We start from the raw sequence: 16,429 nt of genomic DNA on the forward strand, positions 1-16,429 counted from the left end.
AAAAATCCGTTTAGGCAAAGATAAACGACATTATCATTGTAAACGGTATTTTTATAAAAAGAAACCGCCGAACGGTGCCGATTTATGAAAAAAAGGTTCCTTTGCCGTTAAAAATGTACAGTTTTGCCGCGATCATCCGCTCACATGAGAAAAAGGCCGCCGGATCGCTTCGGCAACCTCTTGCCTGAGATAAATCTCTACTTATATAATATGGGGTTGTCTTTCCTTTATCATAAAAACAGCCCTGCACCGGTTACCACCGGCACAAGGCTGCGTGCGAACATTTCGTTTTTAACTCAACGCTCAGGAGGACCCCAATCCTTCCTTAAAGAATGTCTTGTCAGACATTGTGCGTTTGATTACCGATTTAAGCTGCTGAGGTCGGAGCCGCCTTCGACGCCGATTGGGAAGTGGCACGCCACCTCGCGGCCCGGCTTCACTTCTTGAAGTTTCGGTTCTACCTGGCTGCATTTTTCCTGCGCAAACGGACAGCGGGTATGGAAACGGCAGCCTGACGGCGGGTTAGCCGGCGATGGCACGTCGCCCTGCAGCACGATCCGGCTGCGTTTTTTCGTTGGCGACGGCTTTGGAATGGCCGACAGCAGCGCAGCCGTGTACGGATGCAAAGGCTCGGCGTACAAGCTTTCCGTTTCGCCGACTTCAACCATTTTACCTAAATACATGACGCCGACGCGGTCGGAAATGTGGCGAACGACGTTCAAGCCGTGCGCGATAAACAGGAAGGTTAGTCCCATTTCCTTCTGCAGCTTCATAAGCAGGTTGATCACCTGCGATTGCACCGACACGTCGAGGGCGGATACCGCTTCGTCCGCAACGATAAATTTCGGCTTGAGCGCGATGGCCCGGGCAATCCCGATCCGCTGGCGCTGACCGCCGGAAAATTCATGCGGGTAACGGTTGCGGCGCGTTGGATCCAGACCGACCATTTCCATCAGTTCCACGACGCGCGCATCGATTTCTTTGGCGGACATTTTCGTATGAATCTTCAATGGCTCGCCGATGACGTCCTTGACAAGGAAACGAGGATTCAGCGATCCGAACGGATCCTGGAAAATAATCTGCATTTCTTCGCGCATTTTGTTCAGCTCGCGGTTGCTCAACGCATGAACGTCCCGGCCGTTGATTTTCACGGAGCCTTCGGTCGCGCTTTGCAAGCGTAGAATAACCCGTCCGAGCGTCGATTTGCCGCAGCCGGATTCGCCTACGAGACCGAAAGTTTCGCCTTCGCGGATCGTAAGCGATACGTCGTCCACCGCTTTGACGTTGCCAACGACCCGGTTCAGCAGCCCTTTATGGATCGGGAAATATTTTTTGACGTTGTTGACTTCCACCAAATTTTTAGCCATGGATGTTTTCCCCTTTCCCGGCTACCGCTGCTTTGCCTTTTTCTTCGAACAGCCAGCATTTTGCGTAATGCTCGTCACCGACTTGGATGTCTCCAGGCTCGACTTGGCGGCATTTGTCCATAACATGCGGACAGCGCGGATTAAACCGGCAGCCTTGCGGAAGGTTGCCCAGCGCCGGAATCGTACCTTTGATGGTGTACAATTCGCCTCCACGTTGGCCTTCGAATCCCGGAATGGATTGCAGGAGACCCACTGTGTACGGATGGGAAGGATTCGAGAAAATTTCCTCTACCGTTCCCTGCTCTACGATCGCACCTGCATACATGACCGCGATATGGTCGGCCATTTCGGCAGCCACGCCCATATCATGGGTAATGAGCAGAATCGACGTGCCGAGTTTTTCTTTCAAATCTTGCAGCAAATCCAAAATTTGCGCCTGTACCGTTACGTCGAGGGCGGTCGTCGGTTCGTCGGCGATCAGAAGCTCCGGTTTGGAGGCCAGGGCGATCGCGATGACGACGCGCTGACACATCCCGCCGGAAAGCTGGTTCGGATACTGCTTGGCGCGGATTTCCGGCGAAGGAATGCCGACCATTCTCAGCAGCTCGATGGCTTCTTTCCAAGCTTCGTCCTTGGATTTATTTTGGTGAAGGCGCAGGCTTTCGGCGATTTGCTCGCCGACGTTTAACACCGGATTCAGCGCCGACATCGGATCCTGGAATATCATCGAGATTTTGTTCCCGCGGATATTTCTCAGTTCCTCTTGCTTTTTCTTTGCCAGGTCTTCGCCCTTAAAATTGATGTTGCCTTCAAGGATGACGCCGTTGGCATAATCGATCAAACGCATAATCGACATCGAGGTGACGCTTTTGCCGCTGCCGGACTCGCCGACGAGACAAAGCGTCTTCCCTTTTTCGATCGTCAAAGAGATGCGGTCCGTTGCTTTGACTAAACCTTTTTCCGTTAAAAAGCCAGTGGTCAGATTCCGGACTTCGAGAAGTTTTTCCGCCATTTTGCTAACCTCCTCCGGGATTTTTTCTGTCTTGGATCAAGGGCGTCACGGATCCCGTCTCCAATGAAGTTAACGGCCAGCACGACAATCAGGATACACAGACCCGGATACACCGCCAGCATCGGATTGATCAGCATGAATTCCTGCGAATTGCTCAGCATAATCCCCCAGCTTGTTTGCGGCATTTGGATGCCGAGGCCCAAATATGACAAACCGGATTCGGACAAGATGGCACCGCCGACCATCAGCGTGGCGTTAACGATAATCGGGAAGCTTGCATTGCGCAGCAAATGCCGGAAAATGATGCCCCAGCTGGAAACCCCGGTGGCTCTGGCCGCTTCGACATACTGCATTTCGCGCAGCTGCAGGAATTGTCCCCGCACGAGGCGGGCAACCCCGGTCCAGCTTGTCAGCGCCAATATTAATATGAGGTAAAGCATTTTCGTTCCGAAAATAGCCATAACCAAGATGTTGATGAACAAGCCCGGCAGCGAGATCATGACGTCGATCAGACGCATGAAAATCGTGTCGACCCAACCGCCGAAATAACCGGAAATCGCGCCGATGAGCGAGCCCAGAAATACAGCGATAACAGCTACGGAAAAACCAACCATAAGCGAGATGCGGCTGCTGTATACGAGACGGGAAAAAATATCCCGGCCCAGCTCGTCCGTTCCAAGCAAATGCTTGCCCGATCCCGGCTTCAAGTTGGAGTTCATCATGTCGACTTTCGCCGGATCAAACGGGGCGACATGTTTTGCAAAAATGGCAACAAGGACAAAAATCAGCAAGACGACAAGACCGGTCATTGCATATGGGTTATGCGAAAATTTTTGCCACACGAGCTTCCACGGCCCTGGGGGTCTTTTAGCGGGAGGAAGCGGTGCGTTTTCCGGTGCCATCGGGTCTGCCGGCTGTACGTTCGGAGCGGTTGCGGCATTCATGTCGCTCATTAAGCTTTTCCTCCTTTGCGTCCGATTTGAACTCGTGGGTCTACCAATTTATAAAGAATATCAGCTATCAGGTTGCCAAGCACAACCGCCACGGCGGTAATCATCGTAATGGCCATCAGTACCGAATATTCGCGGGACCTTGCCATATCGACGAACAAACGCCCCATCCCCGGCCAGTTAAATACGTTTTCCGTGAGGGCGGCCCCCGCGACGAGGTTTGCCAGGTCCATACCTAATACTGTAATGATCGGAATTAGTGCATTGCGGAGCGCATGACGGAAAATAACTTTACGTTCAGGAACACCCTTCGCGCGAGCGGTACGGATATAATCCTGCTCCAATACCTCCAGCATGCTTGAACGGGAGTATTTGACATAACCGGCCAAATTGACGAGAACCAGCACGGTTGAAGGCAAAATCAAGTGCATAAACAGGTTGCCGATATTCCCTTGCTTATCCATCGAGTACATATCCGAAAGCGGCAACCAATCCAATTTCAGCGAGAAAAACTCCTGCAAAATGATACCGAACCAGAAGGTTGGCATCGCAAAGCCGATATAAGTGACGAAGTTGGCCGTCTGGTCAGACAAGCCGTATTCGCGGGTACTGTTATAAATCCCCCACGGAATGGCGATGATCAAACTTAAAACCCAGGAAAAAGACATCAATACAAGCGTGTTTTTTACTGCAGGCCAAATCACGTCGCCAACAGGAACATTGTTTTTAAACGTATATCCCATATCGCCTTTTAACATGTTTTTTAGCCAAATAACGTATTGCGTAGGCACTGGTTTGTCCAGACCCAGATTATGCTTTTGAATCGCTGCGGTCTCAGGCGAAAGTCCTGGTGAAATCATCATTTGGGTTGGACCGCCCGGTGCAGCATGCATCAAGCCAAATGCAGCCACCGAAACCAAAAACAATACCAATATGGATTGCAGCAAGCGGCGGATGAGATATTCAGTCATAATTGATCCTCCTAAAATTAAACGTACGCGACACCGCAACCATCCGAAAACGCAAAAAAGGGCGAGGGGAAGAAGTCTCCCCCTCTAGCACGTTTGCGCCCCTAAATTGTGATGCATTTATTATTTTGCGTCGTCGATCCACCAGTTGATTGCGTGGAAGAAGTAGCCGTAAGCAAGCGTTGCTTCTGGTTTGTCTTCTTCTGCAAATTTAATCTTCTTGGACATTGCTGTTGGTGCACCATATTGGTACATAAAGATGTAAGGCAGGTCAGTCGACAGGATTTTCGCAGCTTCTTTGTAGATTTCGGCACGTTTTGCTTGATCTACAGTCGAAGTACCTTGCTGCCAGATCTTGTCAAGTTCTGGGTTGTTGTACCATACGTTGTTTTGGCCGGTTGGCGGCGTGAACTTGGAACCGAAGATCGTTTCTTGGTCCGGATCCGGATTGTTCAAGGACCAGCCGATCAGAACGGCTTCGAATTTACCAGGGTTCAGGTTTTGGTCAACCCATGCGGAGAAGTCGAGCGCTTTAGGCTTCACTTCAATGCCTACGTCCGCCAGGTTTTGTTGGATTACCGTTGCTACGCCTTCACGACGGCTGTTGCCGGCGTTGTATTGCAGTTCGAAGGAGAAGCGATGTCCGTCTTTCTCGAGAATGCCGTCTTTGCCAGGCTTCCATCCGTCTTCAGCAAGCAATTGTTTTGCTTTTTCAGGATTGTAGTCATAGTGGGTAGCGGCTTCTTTTGGATCTGCCCAAGAACCTGGAAGGAACGGTGCATCCATAATCGAACCGATGCCTTTCAGAACGTTGTCGATCATGCCCTGACGGTTGAGGGCGTACGCAATCGCTTGTCTTGTTTTAGGGCTGGACCAAGGAACATACTTATCCTTGAAGTTGTCGGCTTTGTGGTTCAGGCCGATATATTCGTATTGAGGACCCGGAGTCGGATCGACAGACAGGTTGTCTTTGCCTTTCAGCACTTCCAGCTGAGTTACAGGAACGCCGTTCGCCAGGTCGATGTCGCCTTTGATGAGGGCTTGGACTTCCGTGTTTTGGTCAGCATAGATTTTGTATACGACTTTTTGGATGTGAGGTTTAGGACCCCAGTAATCCGGATTCGATTCAAAGGTCAAATATTCTTTTTGCTTCCACTCCGTCCATTTCCAAGGGCCGCTTGTAACGGTTTTGGCAGGATCGGTACCGTATACGTACTTTTGCATTTCTTCCGGCTTCACGTCTTTCAGGACGTGCTGTGGAACGATTTCCATGGCAAGTACGTATTGGAATGGAGCATATACTTCTTTCAGCGTAACTTTAAACGTATGTTCGTCAACTTTTTCGACTTTGCTCACTTTGTCGAATCCTGTGATTCCGGGAGCACCCGCTTTAGGGTTACGAACGGTTTCGATCGTAAACACGGCGTCGTCGGCCGTGATTGGCTGTCCGTCGCTCCATTTCGCATTGTCTTTCAGTTTGACGGTGTATTCTAAGCCGTTTTCGGAAATCGTCATCGGCTCAGCTGCCAAGGACCAAGGCTCAACAGCCACTTTACCGGAACGGTCGATGTCGAACATTTTGGCGAACAAAAATTGCTCTGCGTCACCCGAAGCCGTGTCCTGCACGTAGATCGGGTTCACGCTTACGATGTCGGATGTGCTTCCGAAAGTCAGCGTGCCGCCGTCTTTGGGTTCACCAGTCGCCGGTTCTTCTTTTTTGTCACCTTCGCTCTTTGCCGGCTCTTCTTTTTTCGGCTCGTCTTTAGGCGTTTCTGCAGTTTTGGAATCGCCGCAGCCTACGAACAGAGCACTGACAACAGACAATGATACCAATAAGGACAACCATTTTTTCTTACTTGCCATACTTTATCCTCCCCTTTGAAAATAAAATGATGGATACCAGCATTTGCTGCATGGAACATCCCAAAGACCTGGCTAATAGTTCAAACGAAGCTTGTCCGTCTGGCTATTAGGGACTTTTACACCTGTGTTGAATTCGTTCTACTGCCCCGAATTACGCCTAGGCATTTCCCCCTCTAGTGTTAAACGAAAGTAAAGACCAGGGTGACGGCAACAGGTGAAGCAATATATTAAAAAATTAATATATCCAAATGTTAGGAGATTACGGCGCCGAATCCTTCGCCCGAAAAAACGCTGAAAATGTGAACAACTCGGACAAAATTACGGATACCTAATAACGCAATAAAGCATTAATGCTTTAAATGACCATCGGTCAATTGAAAACGGCAAAAAGGATGTCGATTCGCGCTGGGTAAAACTTCCTACATAAATTTAATGTAATGATACGTGTAAATTAAACTCACGTCAACATTTTTTTAGGCACATTGAATTAATTTTTTTAATGACGCAAAACAAGCGGTATAAAGGTTTTCTCGTGAAAATTGAACCCATTTCTTTTCGAATTTTAATGTTAAAGAGCAGAGGATGCCTGAGTAAGAAATGGTATATTCGGAAGTGACAAAAAAATTGAATTCGCTTACAACGATTGGACGACATCCCGTCTGTCAGGTTACCTAACATGAGGAATATCCAATATAATACGATCAAATTTACTGGAAAGAGATACATCTGTCAATGGCAGGATTATCCTTTAATTCATGTAAATGTAATCATTTACATTCGGATATTTTCTTGGAGTTTACAAAGTTTAATAAACGCTACCCTAATCTATTTTACATGAACGGCCATTTTCCTGCTTTTTCCTAAAAATACCTAAAAAAATACCGAGCCTTTTCTTGTGAGGAAAAGACTCGGTACGCCGTATTAAGCAAAATGGCATGCAACAAAATGATTTGGTTCGGCCTCTCGGAAAACCGGGTTTTCCTTTTTGCAAATATCGGAAGCTATAGGGCATCGCGTATGGAATTTGCATCCTGAAGGCGGATTCGCGGGGCTCGGGATGTCGCCCTGCAAAACGATTCGCTCTCGCTTTAGCGTCGGATCCGGAATTGGGACCGCTGACAGTAGGGCTTTTGTATATGGATGCAACGGACTTGCGAACATCGCCTTTTTGTCCGCCATTTCCACCATGGAGCCCAAATACATGACGCCGATCCGGTTGCATAAATGCTCGACGACGCTCAGATCATGGGAGATGAACAGATATGTCAGCTGCCGTTCCCTCTGCAAATCGCTAAGAAGATTGATGATCTGCGCCTGAATGGAGACATCTAAGGCGGATACGGGTTCATCGGCGACGATGAAATCGGGATTTAGGATCAGCGCCCGTGCGATCCCGATCCGCTGCCTTTGCCCGCCCGAAAATTCGTGTGGAAAACGGTCGTAATGATAGCTCGCAAGCCCGCAGATCTCAAGCGTTTCGATCACTTTGTTCTTTAAGTCTTTTCGCTCGATCAGACCATGCTCGAGGAGCGCTTCCCCGATGGCCTCCCCGACCTTGATCCGTGGATTAAGCGAGCTGAACGGGTCCTGGAATACGATTTGCAGCTCCGGACGCAGCTCCCGCAGCTTGTTTTTGGGCAGCCCGAACAGGTCCTGGCCTTTAAATTTGACCTCGCCCGCCGTTTTTTCTTGCAATCGGAGAATCGTTCGGCCAATGGTGCTTTTCCCGCATCCGGATTCGCCCACCAGCCCGAAAGACTCGCCGCGCTCGATATCGAACGAAACGTCGTCTACCGCTTTAACGTGCCCGACGGTGCGCTGGAAAACGCCCCCGGTGATCGGAAAGTATTTTTTCAAGTTTCGGACTTCAATCAGCGGTTCGCCCATCGCTTACCCTCTCCCCTCTTCCTCATAGAGCCAGCATGCCGTTTTGTGGCCCGATTCATGGGCGCGGAGAGGCGGCTCCTTCACTTTGCAGATATCCATGCAAAACTGGCAGCGGTCATGGAAGTGGCAGTTATTTCCGAGCTCGATCGGATTGGGCACCTGCCCCGGAATCGTATACAACCGTTCCTGTGATTGATTGATCACCGGTTTTGCTTTCAAAAGCCCTTGGGTATACGGATGTTTCGGGTTTTTAAACAACTCGATGACCGGCGCCTCTTCGATGACTTTCCCCGCGTACATCACCACGACGAAATCGGCCATTTCCGCAACGACGCCCAAATCATGGGTGATCAGCATAATGGACGTATTCAGTTTTTTCTTGATATCCCGCATCAGATCGAGAATTTGAGCCTGAATCGTCACGTCCAGCGCCGTCGTTGGTTCGTCCGCGATGAGCAGCTTCGGATTGCAGCTAAGGGCGATGGCGATCATAATCCGCTGGCGCATCCCCCCGCTAAGCTCATGCGGATAAGCATGGAAAATATCCTCCGCCCTCGGGATCCCGACCAGATTGATCAGCTCAATCGCCCGTTTTTTCGCCGCCTTTCGGTCCAGCAGGAGATGGAGGATCAACGGTTCGGTAATCTGTTCGCCGATGGTAAGAACCGGGTTCAAGGACGACATCGGCTCCTGAAATATGATTGAGATTTCATTGCCGCGGATTCTTCTCATTTCATTATTGTTCATTTTCAGCAGGTCTTTGCCTTCAAAAACGATTTCCCCGCCGACAATGTTCCCCGGAGGGGATTCGACGAGCCGCATGAGCGACATGGCGGTTACGCTTTTGCCGCAGCCGGATTCGCCGACGACGCATAACGTCTCCCCTTCCCGAATCGTAAAACTGACATCATCGACCGCCTTGACGACGCCTGCGGAAGTTCGGAAATGAGTTTGTAAGTTTCGAAATTCAACCAGATTTTTCGCCATATTCGAATCCCCTATTTTTTCGTTTTCGGATCTAAGGCATCCCTTAGCCCGTCGCCTATCAAGTTAATCGCTACGACCGTAATGAGAATGCACATGCCCGGAGGAATCCAGAGCCACGGTCTTTTTCTAAAAACAATCATATCATTGGCTGCTGAGATCATATTTCCCCATGAAGGTGTCGGAGGAACAACACCAAGCCCGAGATAGCTCAGCGCTGATTCATATAAAATAGCACCGGCCACTCCGAGTGTCGCAGATACGATGATAATAGGGATGGTGTTGGGAAGTAAATGCCGGAAAATCTTGCGTTTGTCACGAATTCCGAGAGCTTCTACGGCTTGCATATATTCCATCTCACGTAGTGCAAGGATTTGCCCCCGAACCAGACGGGATAAGCCGGTCCAACCCAAAACACCGATGATCAGCATCAGGAAATAAATCCGGTATTTCGGGTCGACTTTTAAGTCGGATAAGATAGCACCCAAAATAATCAAGAGCGGAATGGTCGGCATAGCCATAAAAATGTCGGCAATCCGCATAATGATCGTATCGGTAGCTTTTCGATAAAAACCTGCTAATGCGCCTAAAGTTGCACCAATAATGACCGTGATAGACGTAGAAACGAGCCCTACCAGAAGCGAAATTCTGCCGGCGAGCAACATCCGCAGCAATACGTCGCGCCCGAGAGAGTCGGTACCCAGCCAATGCTCGCTGCTTGGCGGCTTATTTTTCATTTTTATTTGATATTGTAACAGGTTATACGGCGACAATAGCGGACCTATGATACAGAGCAAAACCATAAACAACAATATAAAAAAACCGATAAGCGCTAATTTATTCCTGGTAAAACGGTGAAGTGCCATTCTCCACGGAGAAGCCGGAGCTTTTCGTCCCGTATTGGCCGCATGCTCCGCCTTGGTTACATTGATAACGGACACGAGATCCCCCTCCTTACTTCAAACGAATTCTCGGATCTGCGATGCCGTACAGCACATCCGACAGCAAATTGCCAAGCAGCGTCAGCATCGCGGTAAATATCGTAAAGCCAAGCATAAACGGATAATCCCGCATATTGATGGATTCAAGATAAACTTGACCAATCCCCGGCCATATAAATACCTTCTCGAGAATGATTGCTCCCCCAAAAAGCGCAGGAAGTTCAAAGCCTAGTAGCGTTATCGCAGGCAGCATCGCGTTCCGCAAAGCATGTTTAAAAATAACAACCCGCTCATGAAGCCCTTTGGCCCGTGCCGTTCTAATGTAGTCCATATGGATAACTTCAAGCATGCTTGTTCTGAAATAACGCGTTAAGCTGCCGGTGCTAAGCATCGTCAAAACAATGATGGGCAAAATGGCATGACTAATCACGTCCTTGATATAAGCCCAGCCTTCGGCATTCAGGCCAGCGGTTGTCATGCCGCCGACAGGGACCAGATTAAATTGTAAAGCAAGAACTTTGATCAGCATCAGCCCTAAAAAAAACGACGGAAGTGACATAAATAAAAATATGAGTAGGGTGACAATTTTATCAAACAGGGAGTATTGATACTTGGCCGAAAATACGCCAGCGAATATCGCAATAACCCAGCTTAATATCATGGTAAAAAAAGCTATAATAAACGAATTCCACACATAGTTGTTTATAACATTGGTCACAGGTTCCTTATGTACAAGCGAGTCTCCCATATTGCCCTTTAGCATATTTCCTGCCCAGGTAAAGTATCTCTGCACCGCCGGCTGATCCAGCCCGTAAATCTGGCGCAGCTGCTCGGCCTTCTCCCGGGTCATCGTCGGGCTGTCCTGCGCAGTGATATAATCTCCGGGCACAAGCGCAGAGATCGCGAAAATAATAATCGATATCCCGATCAATGTCGGGATCATCTGCAGAAGTCTGCGGATAATGTATTGTTTCATACCGATTCCTCCCGGCTTCATAAGCGGACATGCTCAGCCCCCGAACCTCTCCGGGAGCTGAGCACCTAAATTTGATCGATTATTGCGGAATTTCCACGTTATACAATCCATATGAGAAATCTTTGTAAGGAGCCAGATCAAAGCCTTTCACCCGTGCGTTTATTGGCCACATATCTCTTCTTTGGTACATAAAGATGCATGGTAGATCATTATTGATCTCTTGATACATCTCTTTGTATAATTCTTTACGTTTGTTTAGATCGAGTTCCTTTCTCGCCTTTTCCATCAAGTCGTCAACCTTTTTATTGGAGTAACCTGATTTATTCTGAGCACCGTTCGTGATATACACCGTCGTATCCGGATCCGCCGTTAGCCCCCATGCGGCAAAGAACATATCGTAATTGCCTTTATCCTTTTTATCCATGACGGCATTAAAATCGAGCGTTTCGGAAACAAGATCAATGCCAAGCTCTTTATAGTTTTGGGCCATAATCGGTAAGAGAGCGTTTACAACAGTATTATCGGCCGTAGCGGAGAAATTGACTTTGAACTTCTCTCCGTCTTTCTCACGGATTCCGTCGGAGCCAACCTTCCAGCCGGCTTCATCGAGCAACTGTTTTGCCTTATCCATGTTGAATTCATAGGGGTTAATATTTTCATTCGTATATGCCCAAGATACTTTGGACTGTGGAATATTGATGACATCAGCATATTTGCCATATACAGCTTCAACGATTTCTTTACGATTCAGGCCATAGGTGAGCGCTTGACGCACCTTCACATCCTGGAATCGCTTCTGTTTGATGTTGAACGCGATATATCCATACCCGTTGGTAGGGTAAATATTGATATCAAGGAACCCGTAGGACTTCAGTTCGTCTACGTTATCCTCGCTTACCGTGATCATATCCATGTCGGTTTCACCCGATTGCAGCATCGCCATATTAGTTTCACTCGTTGTGGTTTTGAACACGACATTTTTAACTTTCGGAGCGCCTTTGAAGTAGTTCGGATTGGCCGTCAAATCCACCTCTTGGCCTGGGGCAAACTTGGTCAGCACATATTGGCCGCTGCCAATCGGCTTAGTGTTTAAGGCTTTGATCGATTCAAGATTGCCCTGTTTATAGCCCTTGCCATAATAAGATTCCGGTACCATCCAAACTGTGCCAAGGTTGTCTTTCGTCACGGCTTGTGGCTCCAATACAGTCACTTCAATGGTATTATCGTCTATGACTTTAAGCCCTGAAATTTCCTTGGCCTTGCCGTCGTGGTATTCCTGCGCCCCTTTAATTTTTGTGCTCATCATGTCGGACGGGCCATCATATGCTCCATCACACAATACCTTTATGGCAAAAACATAATCTTTAACGGTCATCGGCGTCCCGTCGCTATATTTAATGCCTGGCTTCAAGTGGAACGTGTATACTAAACCGTCATCGGACACATCAACCTTTTCAGCCAGCGAATTTCCATATGTCCCGTCTTTTTGAACCTCCGTAAAACTGTCGAACAATGCTTTCAGTACGTACTGGTCATAGGCCGTCTCCCCATAAAACGGGTTAAATATTCCTTTCGGGGCGCTCATGCCCACAATCAACGTATCCTTACGATTCATTGCCGCCGCCGGGCTGGAAGCCGGATCCGTCGCCGGGAAGATGCCGTCGTTTTGATCGGTTGCAGCCGCATCATCCTTTTTGGTGTCGTCGGTTTTTGCGGTATCGTCTGTTTTTGCTGTATCGTCTTTCTTTTGCGAGTCGTCGGTTTTATTTTGGTCTCCTTGCTCTGTTGGCGCAGGGTCTGCAGCTTTCTTATCACCGCCTCCACATCCAGCCAAGAGTCCGCCAAACATCGTAAGCGTCAATAGGAATATCGAAAGCTTTCTCTTCAAAATAAAATCCCCCTTAGATTTAATAAAACTCCAAAAATACGGATACTCCAAACGAAACGCGCAATCACTCCTTCTCGGGTTTTGAATCACTTCTGCCGCCGGCACGAGACGCCAACTTGCAATAAAGCATTAATGCTTTAAATGACCGTTGGTCAATTGCATCCGACGAGTATGTAAGGAACAAATTACGACTGGTAATTATTCCTTGTAAATTTAATGTAAATGATACGTGCAAATCTAACCTCAGTCAACAACTTTTTTAGTCGTTTATCCTTGTTTTTTTGAACGTCCATAAATCCTTATATAACTGGGTTTTAAGCAAAAATAGCAGGTCGTTTTTTGTCGTTTTTTTAACGTTCAAGTCGAAGGAGAGAAACTGTTGAAAATGCGGGTTTAGGAGGAGGAAAAGTAGAGATGCGCCAAATATTATCTGCAAGATTTTAATTTGGGATGGGAATATTGTGCAATTAGCACAACACGCTCTGACGAATCATGTTGGAAAAAGCAAAAAAGGAGGACCCGGATAATCCGCGGCCCTCTTTCCCCGTTCATATTAACGTTTGATACCAATGGATACAATCTCGCATGGTCCTGCGACAAGCTCGGCACGATCGGATACCGCGGTCAACTTATCGCCGGTTTCCTCTTCGAGGATCGTCGTCTTGTACGCCGAAGCCGCGCCTTGCGCAAGTTCGAGCTGCAGATCCGCTGCTTCGCGTTTCATGTTGTACCAGCGCAGAATGTCGTCTCCGGTCTGCTCGCTGACCTTCCATGCCGAAAATGCCAAGCCGTTGTCCGCTTCCCATGCGTATGGCGCATGGACGGCGGTGATGCTGCCTTCATGCAGCCCCGTCTGCGCAACCGTCCAAGGAATCTGGAACTGATACGCTTCCCGGTACGCGCCCGATTCGATGCCATCGCCGTTATGAGGGATGATTTCGAGGTGGACGGTATGCTCGCCGAGGCATTGCGCTTCAGGCGTAGGGAAATGACCCCAGTCGCCAAGCTCGCCGACGGAACGAAGCAGCGTTACGGCGATCGTGTTGCGTCCGTCGCGCAGAACCTCGTATTCGTTCAGCCCGCGGTTTGCGACCGTCAAGCCGGCGCCGGCGCCGCTGACGTCAACAAAAGCCTGCTGGTGCTGCGTATTGCTTGGGTTCTGCCATTCCTTCGCAGGTTCGACATCGCGAACGGCCACTTCGAACATCGAGTCGACTTGGTACTTGGAAGCTTCGATGTCGGTAGGCATGAGCATGCGCACGCGATGGTCCTTCGCCTGGTTGTTGAAGCTGGCTTCGATTTGAACGCCCTGTCCTTCCCGCTCCAGGCTGACGAGCGTGCGGATTTTCATCGGAACGGTTTCTTTGACGCGCTGCGCTTTGCGCACAGGGTAATAAATCAGCTCGACCTGTTCCTGGTCCAGAAGTTTCTCGGCGGACGCCGGGATTTCCCAATCATGCACGATTTCGAGCACGGCGCGGTAAGGCGTGTCTTCCACGACGCGGATGGAAGCCGTCAGATCTTTTGTCGTCAGCGCTTCTTCCCCTTCCGGCTGCTTGTACATGTACTCATTGCCGATATCGCCGGTATCTTCGTAGATCATCAGATCGTTAAACACGCGGCCGGTGCGTTTGTCCGTAATCGTCAGGCTGCCGTTCGAAGCTGCTTCCACGCGTAGGATGCCGTTTTCGATGACATTCCCGTCTTTAACGAGAGAATCCTTTTGCACCTGAAGCCCTTTTGCGGCTTCTCCGGCCACAAGCGCGTATGCCTTCAGGCCAAGTGCAGGAATGCGGTCTGCCTCAAACGTAATGCGGACGGCGCGGGCCATATATGGCTGACGGAACTTATCGTCCGGCAGGTCGTAACCGAAACGGAGGCCCAGATCCTCGAGGCTGAATGCCGCCGGGTTGCCGTTTGCGTCCACGACAGCGCGCAGGCCAAGATCAAAATCCTTCATTTGGCTTCTCATGTCTTCAAAAGAGTGACCTTCGCGGAAGTATACGCGTTTCACTTCCAGATCGACGGACACGGTGCCGCTGCGTTTCCAGCCGGTGGTATTAAACACGACAAACGGAACCGCCTCTTCCCCATAGCTGCCGAATACGGACGTGTTGACCGCATCGGCTACCGCCTGCTTGCTCTCGTCGATGATCGATTCGGCGACGTCGCGGCTTTTCGCAAAACGGGTCACCATTTCGCGATGGACCTCGTCCACGCTGCAGCCGCAGATGCTGTCATGCGGATGGTTTTGCATCAACGTTTTCCATGCGTAAGTCAAAAGGTCATGCGGGTACTCCTGGCCTGCCAGACGCGCGTATGTGGCCAGCGGCTCCGCTACTTTTTCCAAAATCGTCTGCCCAAGCTGGTTCATCTGCTTCAAATAAACGCGCGAGGAGGCGGTGTTGACAAGCGTTCCCCAGCCGTCGGTGCGCTGGCTGCGAAGCTCGCCGCGAACGACGGAAAGCTCGCCTTCCTTCGCTTTTTTCACGGCTTCAAGGTATTTAGGGAAATTGGAGTGCACGAACTCCGTATCCGGGTACAGCTTCCGGGCTGTCTCGAGCGCCTCCGCCAGATCGGTTTGGATCGGCTGGTGGTCGCAGCCGTTCATGTACAGAAGCTCAGGCGTCGAAGCGTATTTCTCGGCGTCGGCCAGCTTTCTGTCCCAGAATTCTTTGGCTTCCTCCGGATCAACCGGAACTTCGTTGCCGTTGCTGTACCAGTTGGCGAACAGGATGCCCAGCACTCTGGAGCCGTCCGGCCCTTCCCAGATCAGCTCGGAGAACGAAGATTCATAATCCGAATCGGCTACCGTATTGTTGAAGCCCGTCGGCTTCACGCCGCGGCCGAACACTGCATTGTCGATGCCGGACTGGCGCATCAGCTGCGGCGTTTGCCCTACCAGGCCGAAGGTGTCCGGGAAATATCCGATTTTGGAAATTTGACCGTAACGCGCGGCGTCCTTATGGCCGACCTGCATGTTGCGGATGTTCGCTTCGCCGCTCGTCAGGAACGCATCCTGCAGAATATACCACGGGCCGATGAAAATACGGCCTTCGCGGATGTATTTTTCCAGGCGCTCCTTTTGCTCCGGACGAACCTGCAGGTAGTCTTCCAAAATAATCGTTTGGCCGTCCAAATAAAAGCTTTTGTATTCCGTATCCTTTTCCAGCGTATCCATCAGTACGTCCATGAGGCGGATCAGGCGCATGTGGTGTTTTTCATACGGCAAATACCATTCACGGTCCCAGTGGGTATGCGAAATGATATGCGCGGTTCGTTTTGGTTGTGAAGTCATGAAAGTCAATCCCCTTTTCTGTAAGTCCGTGCCTGCCGCTTTCGGCGGCCAACCGGTCGAGGAATCCCCGTAGTGAGATCATATGCTTGCCCAATATACGTTTCGTTTGCTACTGATGCTTGCATTATCGGCTTCTTTCGGACAAACCGGAAGCCTTCCGTTTGTCCATTCCACACGAACAATGACAGGTTATGCTCTATATCACAAATTAGGGAGTGATTCCCTTTTTTTATTCGAGTCCAATTGATTTTCATCGTCTTGCCACGTCACATATTATACTTAAATATGTCCTCAT

11 protein-coding genes are annotated in these 16,429 nt (G+C 49.6%); all 11 read right to left on the reverse strand.

The features are described from left to right. Positions 1 to 359: 359 nt before the first annotated feature. Positions 360 to 1,367 carry an ABC transporter ATP-binding protein gene (locus tag GQY55_RS16900; protein ID WP_160043042.1) on the reverse strand — a complete coding sequence of 336 codons (1,008 nt, stop codon included), beginning with the start codon at positions 1,365 to 1,367 and terminating at the stop codon, positions 360 to 362. Continuing rightward, positions 1,360 to 2,379 carry an ABC transporter ATP-binding protein gene (locus GQY55_RS16905; RefSeq protein ID WP_160043043.1) on the reverse strand — a complete coding sequence of 340 codons (1,020 nt, stop codon included), beginning with the start codon at positions 2,377 to 2,379 and terminating at the stop codon, positions 1,360 to 1,362. Before GQY55_RS16905 ends, GQY55_RS16900 begins: the two co-directional genes overlap by 8 nt. After that, a complete protein-coding gene (locus GQY55_RS16910) occupies positions 2,346 to 3,332 on the reverse strand; it encodes an ABC transporter permease (protein WP_373309253.1) in 987 nt (328 codons plus the stop codon). Before GQY55_RS16910 ends, GQY55_RS16905 begins: the two co-directional genes overlap by 34 nt. Then, a complete protein-coding gene (locus GQY55_RS16915; RefSeq protein ID WP_160043044.1) occupies positions 3,332 to 4,300 on the reverse strand; it encodes an ABC transporter permease in 969 nt (322 codons plus the stop codon). Before GQY55_RS16915 ends, GQY55_RS16910 begins: the two co-directional genes overlap by 1 nt. Before the next feature lie 120 nt (positions 4,301 to 4,420). Next, positions 4,421 to 6,160 carry a peptide-binding protein gene (locus tag GQY55_RS16920; protein WP_160043045.1) on the reverse strand — a complete coding sequence of 580 codons (1,740 nt, stop codon included), beginning with the start codon at positions 6,158 to 6,160 and terminating at the stop codon, positions 4,421 to 4,423. A 921-nt stretch (positions 6,161 to 7,081) separates the two neighbouring features. Continuing rightward, complete coding sequence (locus GQY55_RS16925) at positions 7,082 to 8,047, reverse strand: ABC transporter ATP-binding protein (protein WP_160043046.1); 966 nt, start codon at positions 8,045 to 8,047, stop codon at positions 7,082 to 7,084. A gap of 3 nt (positions 8,048 to 8,050) precedes the next feature. After that, complete coding sequence (locus GQY55_RS16930) at positions 8,051 to 9,034, reverse strand: ABC transporter ATP-binding protein (RefSeq protein WP_160043047.1); 984 nt, start codon at positions 9,032 to 9,034, stop codon at positions 8,051 to 8,053. Positions 9,035 to 9,045: 11 nt separating this feature from the next. After that, the gene (opp4C, locus tag GQY55_RS16935) at positions 9,046 to 9,897 is read right to left on the reverse strand and encodes an oligopeptide ABC transporter permease (RefSeq protein WP_160043099.1); all 852 of its coding nucleotides are present in this window, start codon (positions 9,895 to 9,897) and stop codon (positions 9,046 to 9,048) included. 88 nt (positions 9,898 to 9,985) lie between these two features. After that, the gene (locus tag GQY55_RS16940; protein WP_160043048.1) at positions 9,986 to 10,948 is read right to left on the reverse strand and encodes an ABC transporter permease; all 963 of its coding nucleotides are present in this window, start codon (positions 10,946 to 10,948) and stop codon (positions 9,986 to 9,988) included. A gap of 79 nt (positions 10,949 to 11,027) precedes the next feature. Then, on the reverse strand, positions 11,028 to 12,797 hold the full coding sequence (locus GQY55_RS16945; protein WP_160043100.1) for an ABC transporter substrate-binding protein: 1,770 nt from the start codon (positions 12,795 to 12,797) through the stop codon (positions 11,028 to 11,030). Positions 12,798 to 13,389: 592 nt separating this feature from the next. Then, positions 13,390 to 16,134 carry an alpha-mannosidase gene (locus GQY55_RS16950; protein ID WP_160043049.1) on the reverse strand — a complete coding sequence of 915 codons (2,745 nt, stop codon included), beginning with the start codon at positions 16,132 to 16,134 and terminating at the stop codon, positions 13,390 to 13,392. Between the last annotated feature and the right edge of the window lie 295 nt (positions 16,135 to 16,429).

It is taken from the genome of Paenibacillus sp. USDA918EY (genome assembly GCF_009870825.1).
Taxonomy (GTDB): domain Bacteria; phylum Bacillota; class Bacilli; order Paenibacillales; family Paenibacillaceae; genus Paenibacillus_AQ; species Paenibacillus_AQ albilobatus.

Bases quoted from the DNA above. Each gene is read 5' to 3' on its own strand.
- GQY55_RS16900 (WP_160043042.1), bottom strand. From the start codon at position 1,367: ATGGCTAAAAATTTGGTGGAAGTCAACAACGTCAAAAAATATTTCCCG.
- GQY55_RS16905 (WP_160043043.1), bottom strand. From the start codon at position 2,379: ATGGCGGAAAAACTTCTCGAAGTCCGGAATCTGACCACTGGCTTTTTA.
- GQY55_RS16910 (WP_373309253.1), bottom strand. From the start codon at position 3,332: ATGAGCGACATGAATGCCGCAACCGCTCCGAACGTACAGCCGGCAGAC.
- GQY55_RS16915 (WP_160043044.1), bottom strand. From the start codon at position 4,300: ATGACTGAATATCTCATCCGCCGCTTGCTGCAATCCATATTGGTATTG.
- GQY55_RS16920 (WP_160043045.1), bottom strand. From the start codon at position 6,160: ATGGCAAGTAAGAAAAAATGGTTGTCCTTATTGGTATCATTGTCTGTT.
- GQY55_RS16925 (WP_160043046.1), bottom strand. From the start codon at position 8,047: ATGGGCGAACCGCTGATTGAAGTCCGAAACTTGAAAAAATACTTTCCG.
- GQY55_RS16930 (WP_160043047.1), bottom strand. From the start codon at position 9,034: ATGGCGAAAAATCTGGTTGAATTTCGAAACTTACAAACTCATTTCCGA.
- opp4C (WP_160043099.1), bottom strand. From the start codon at position 9,897: ATGGCACTTCACCGTTTTACCAGGAATAAATTAGCGCTTATCGGTTTT.
- GQY55_RS16940 (WP_160043048.1), bottom strand. From the start codon at position 10,948: ATGAAACAATACATTATCCGCAGACTTCTGCAGATGATCCCGACATTG.
- GQY55_RS16945 (WP_160043100.1), bottom strand. From the start codon at position 12,797: ATGTTTGGCGGACTCTTGGCTGGATGTGGAGGCGGTGATAAGAAAGCT.
- GQY55_RS16950 (WP_160043049.1), bottom strand. From the start codon at position 16,134: ATGACTTCACAACCAAAACGAACCGCGCATATCATTTCGCATACCCAC.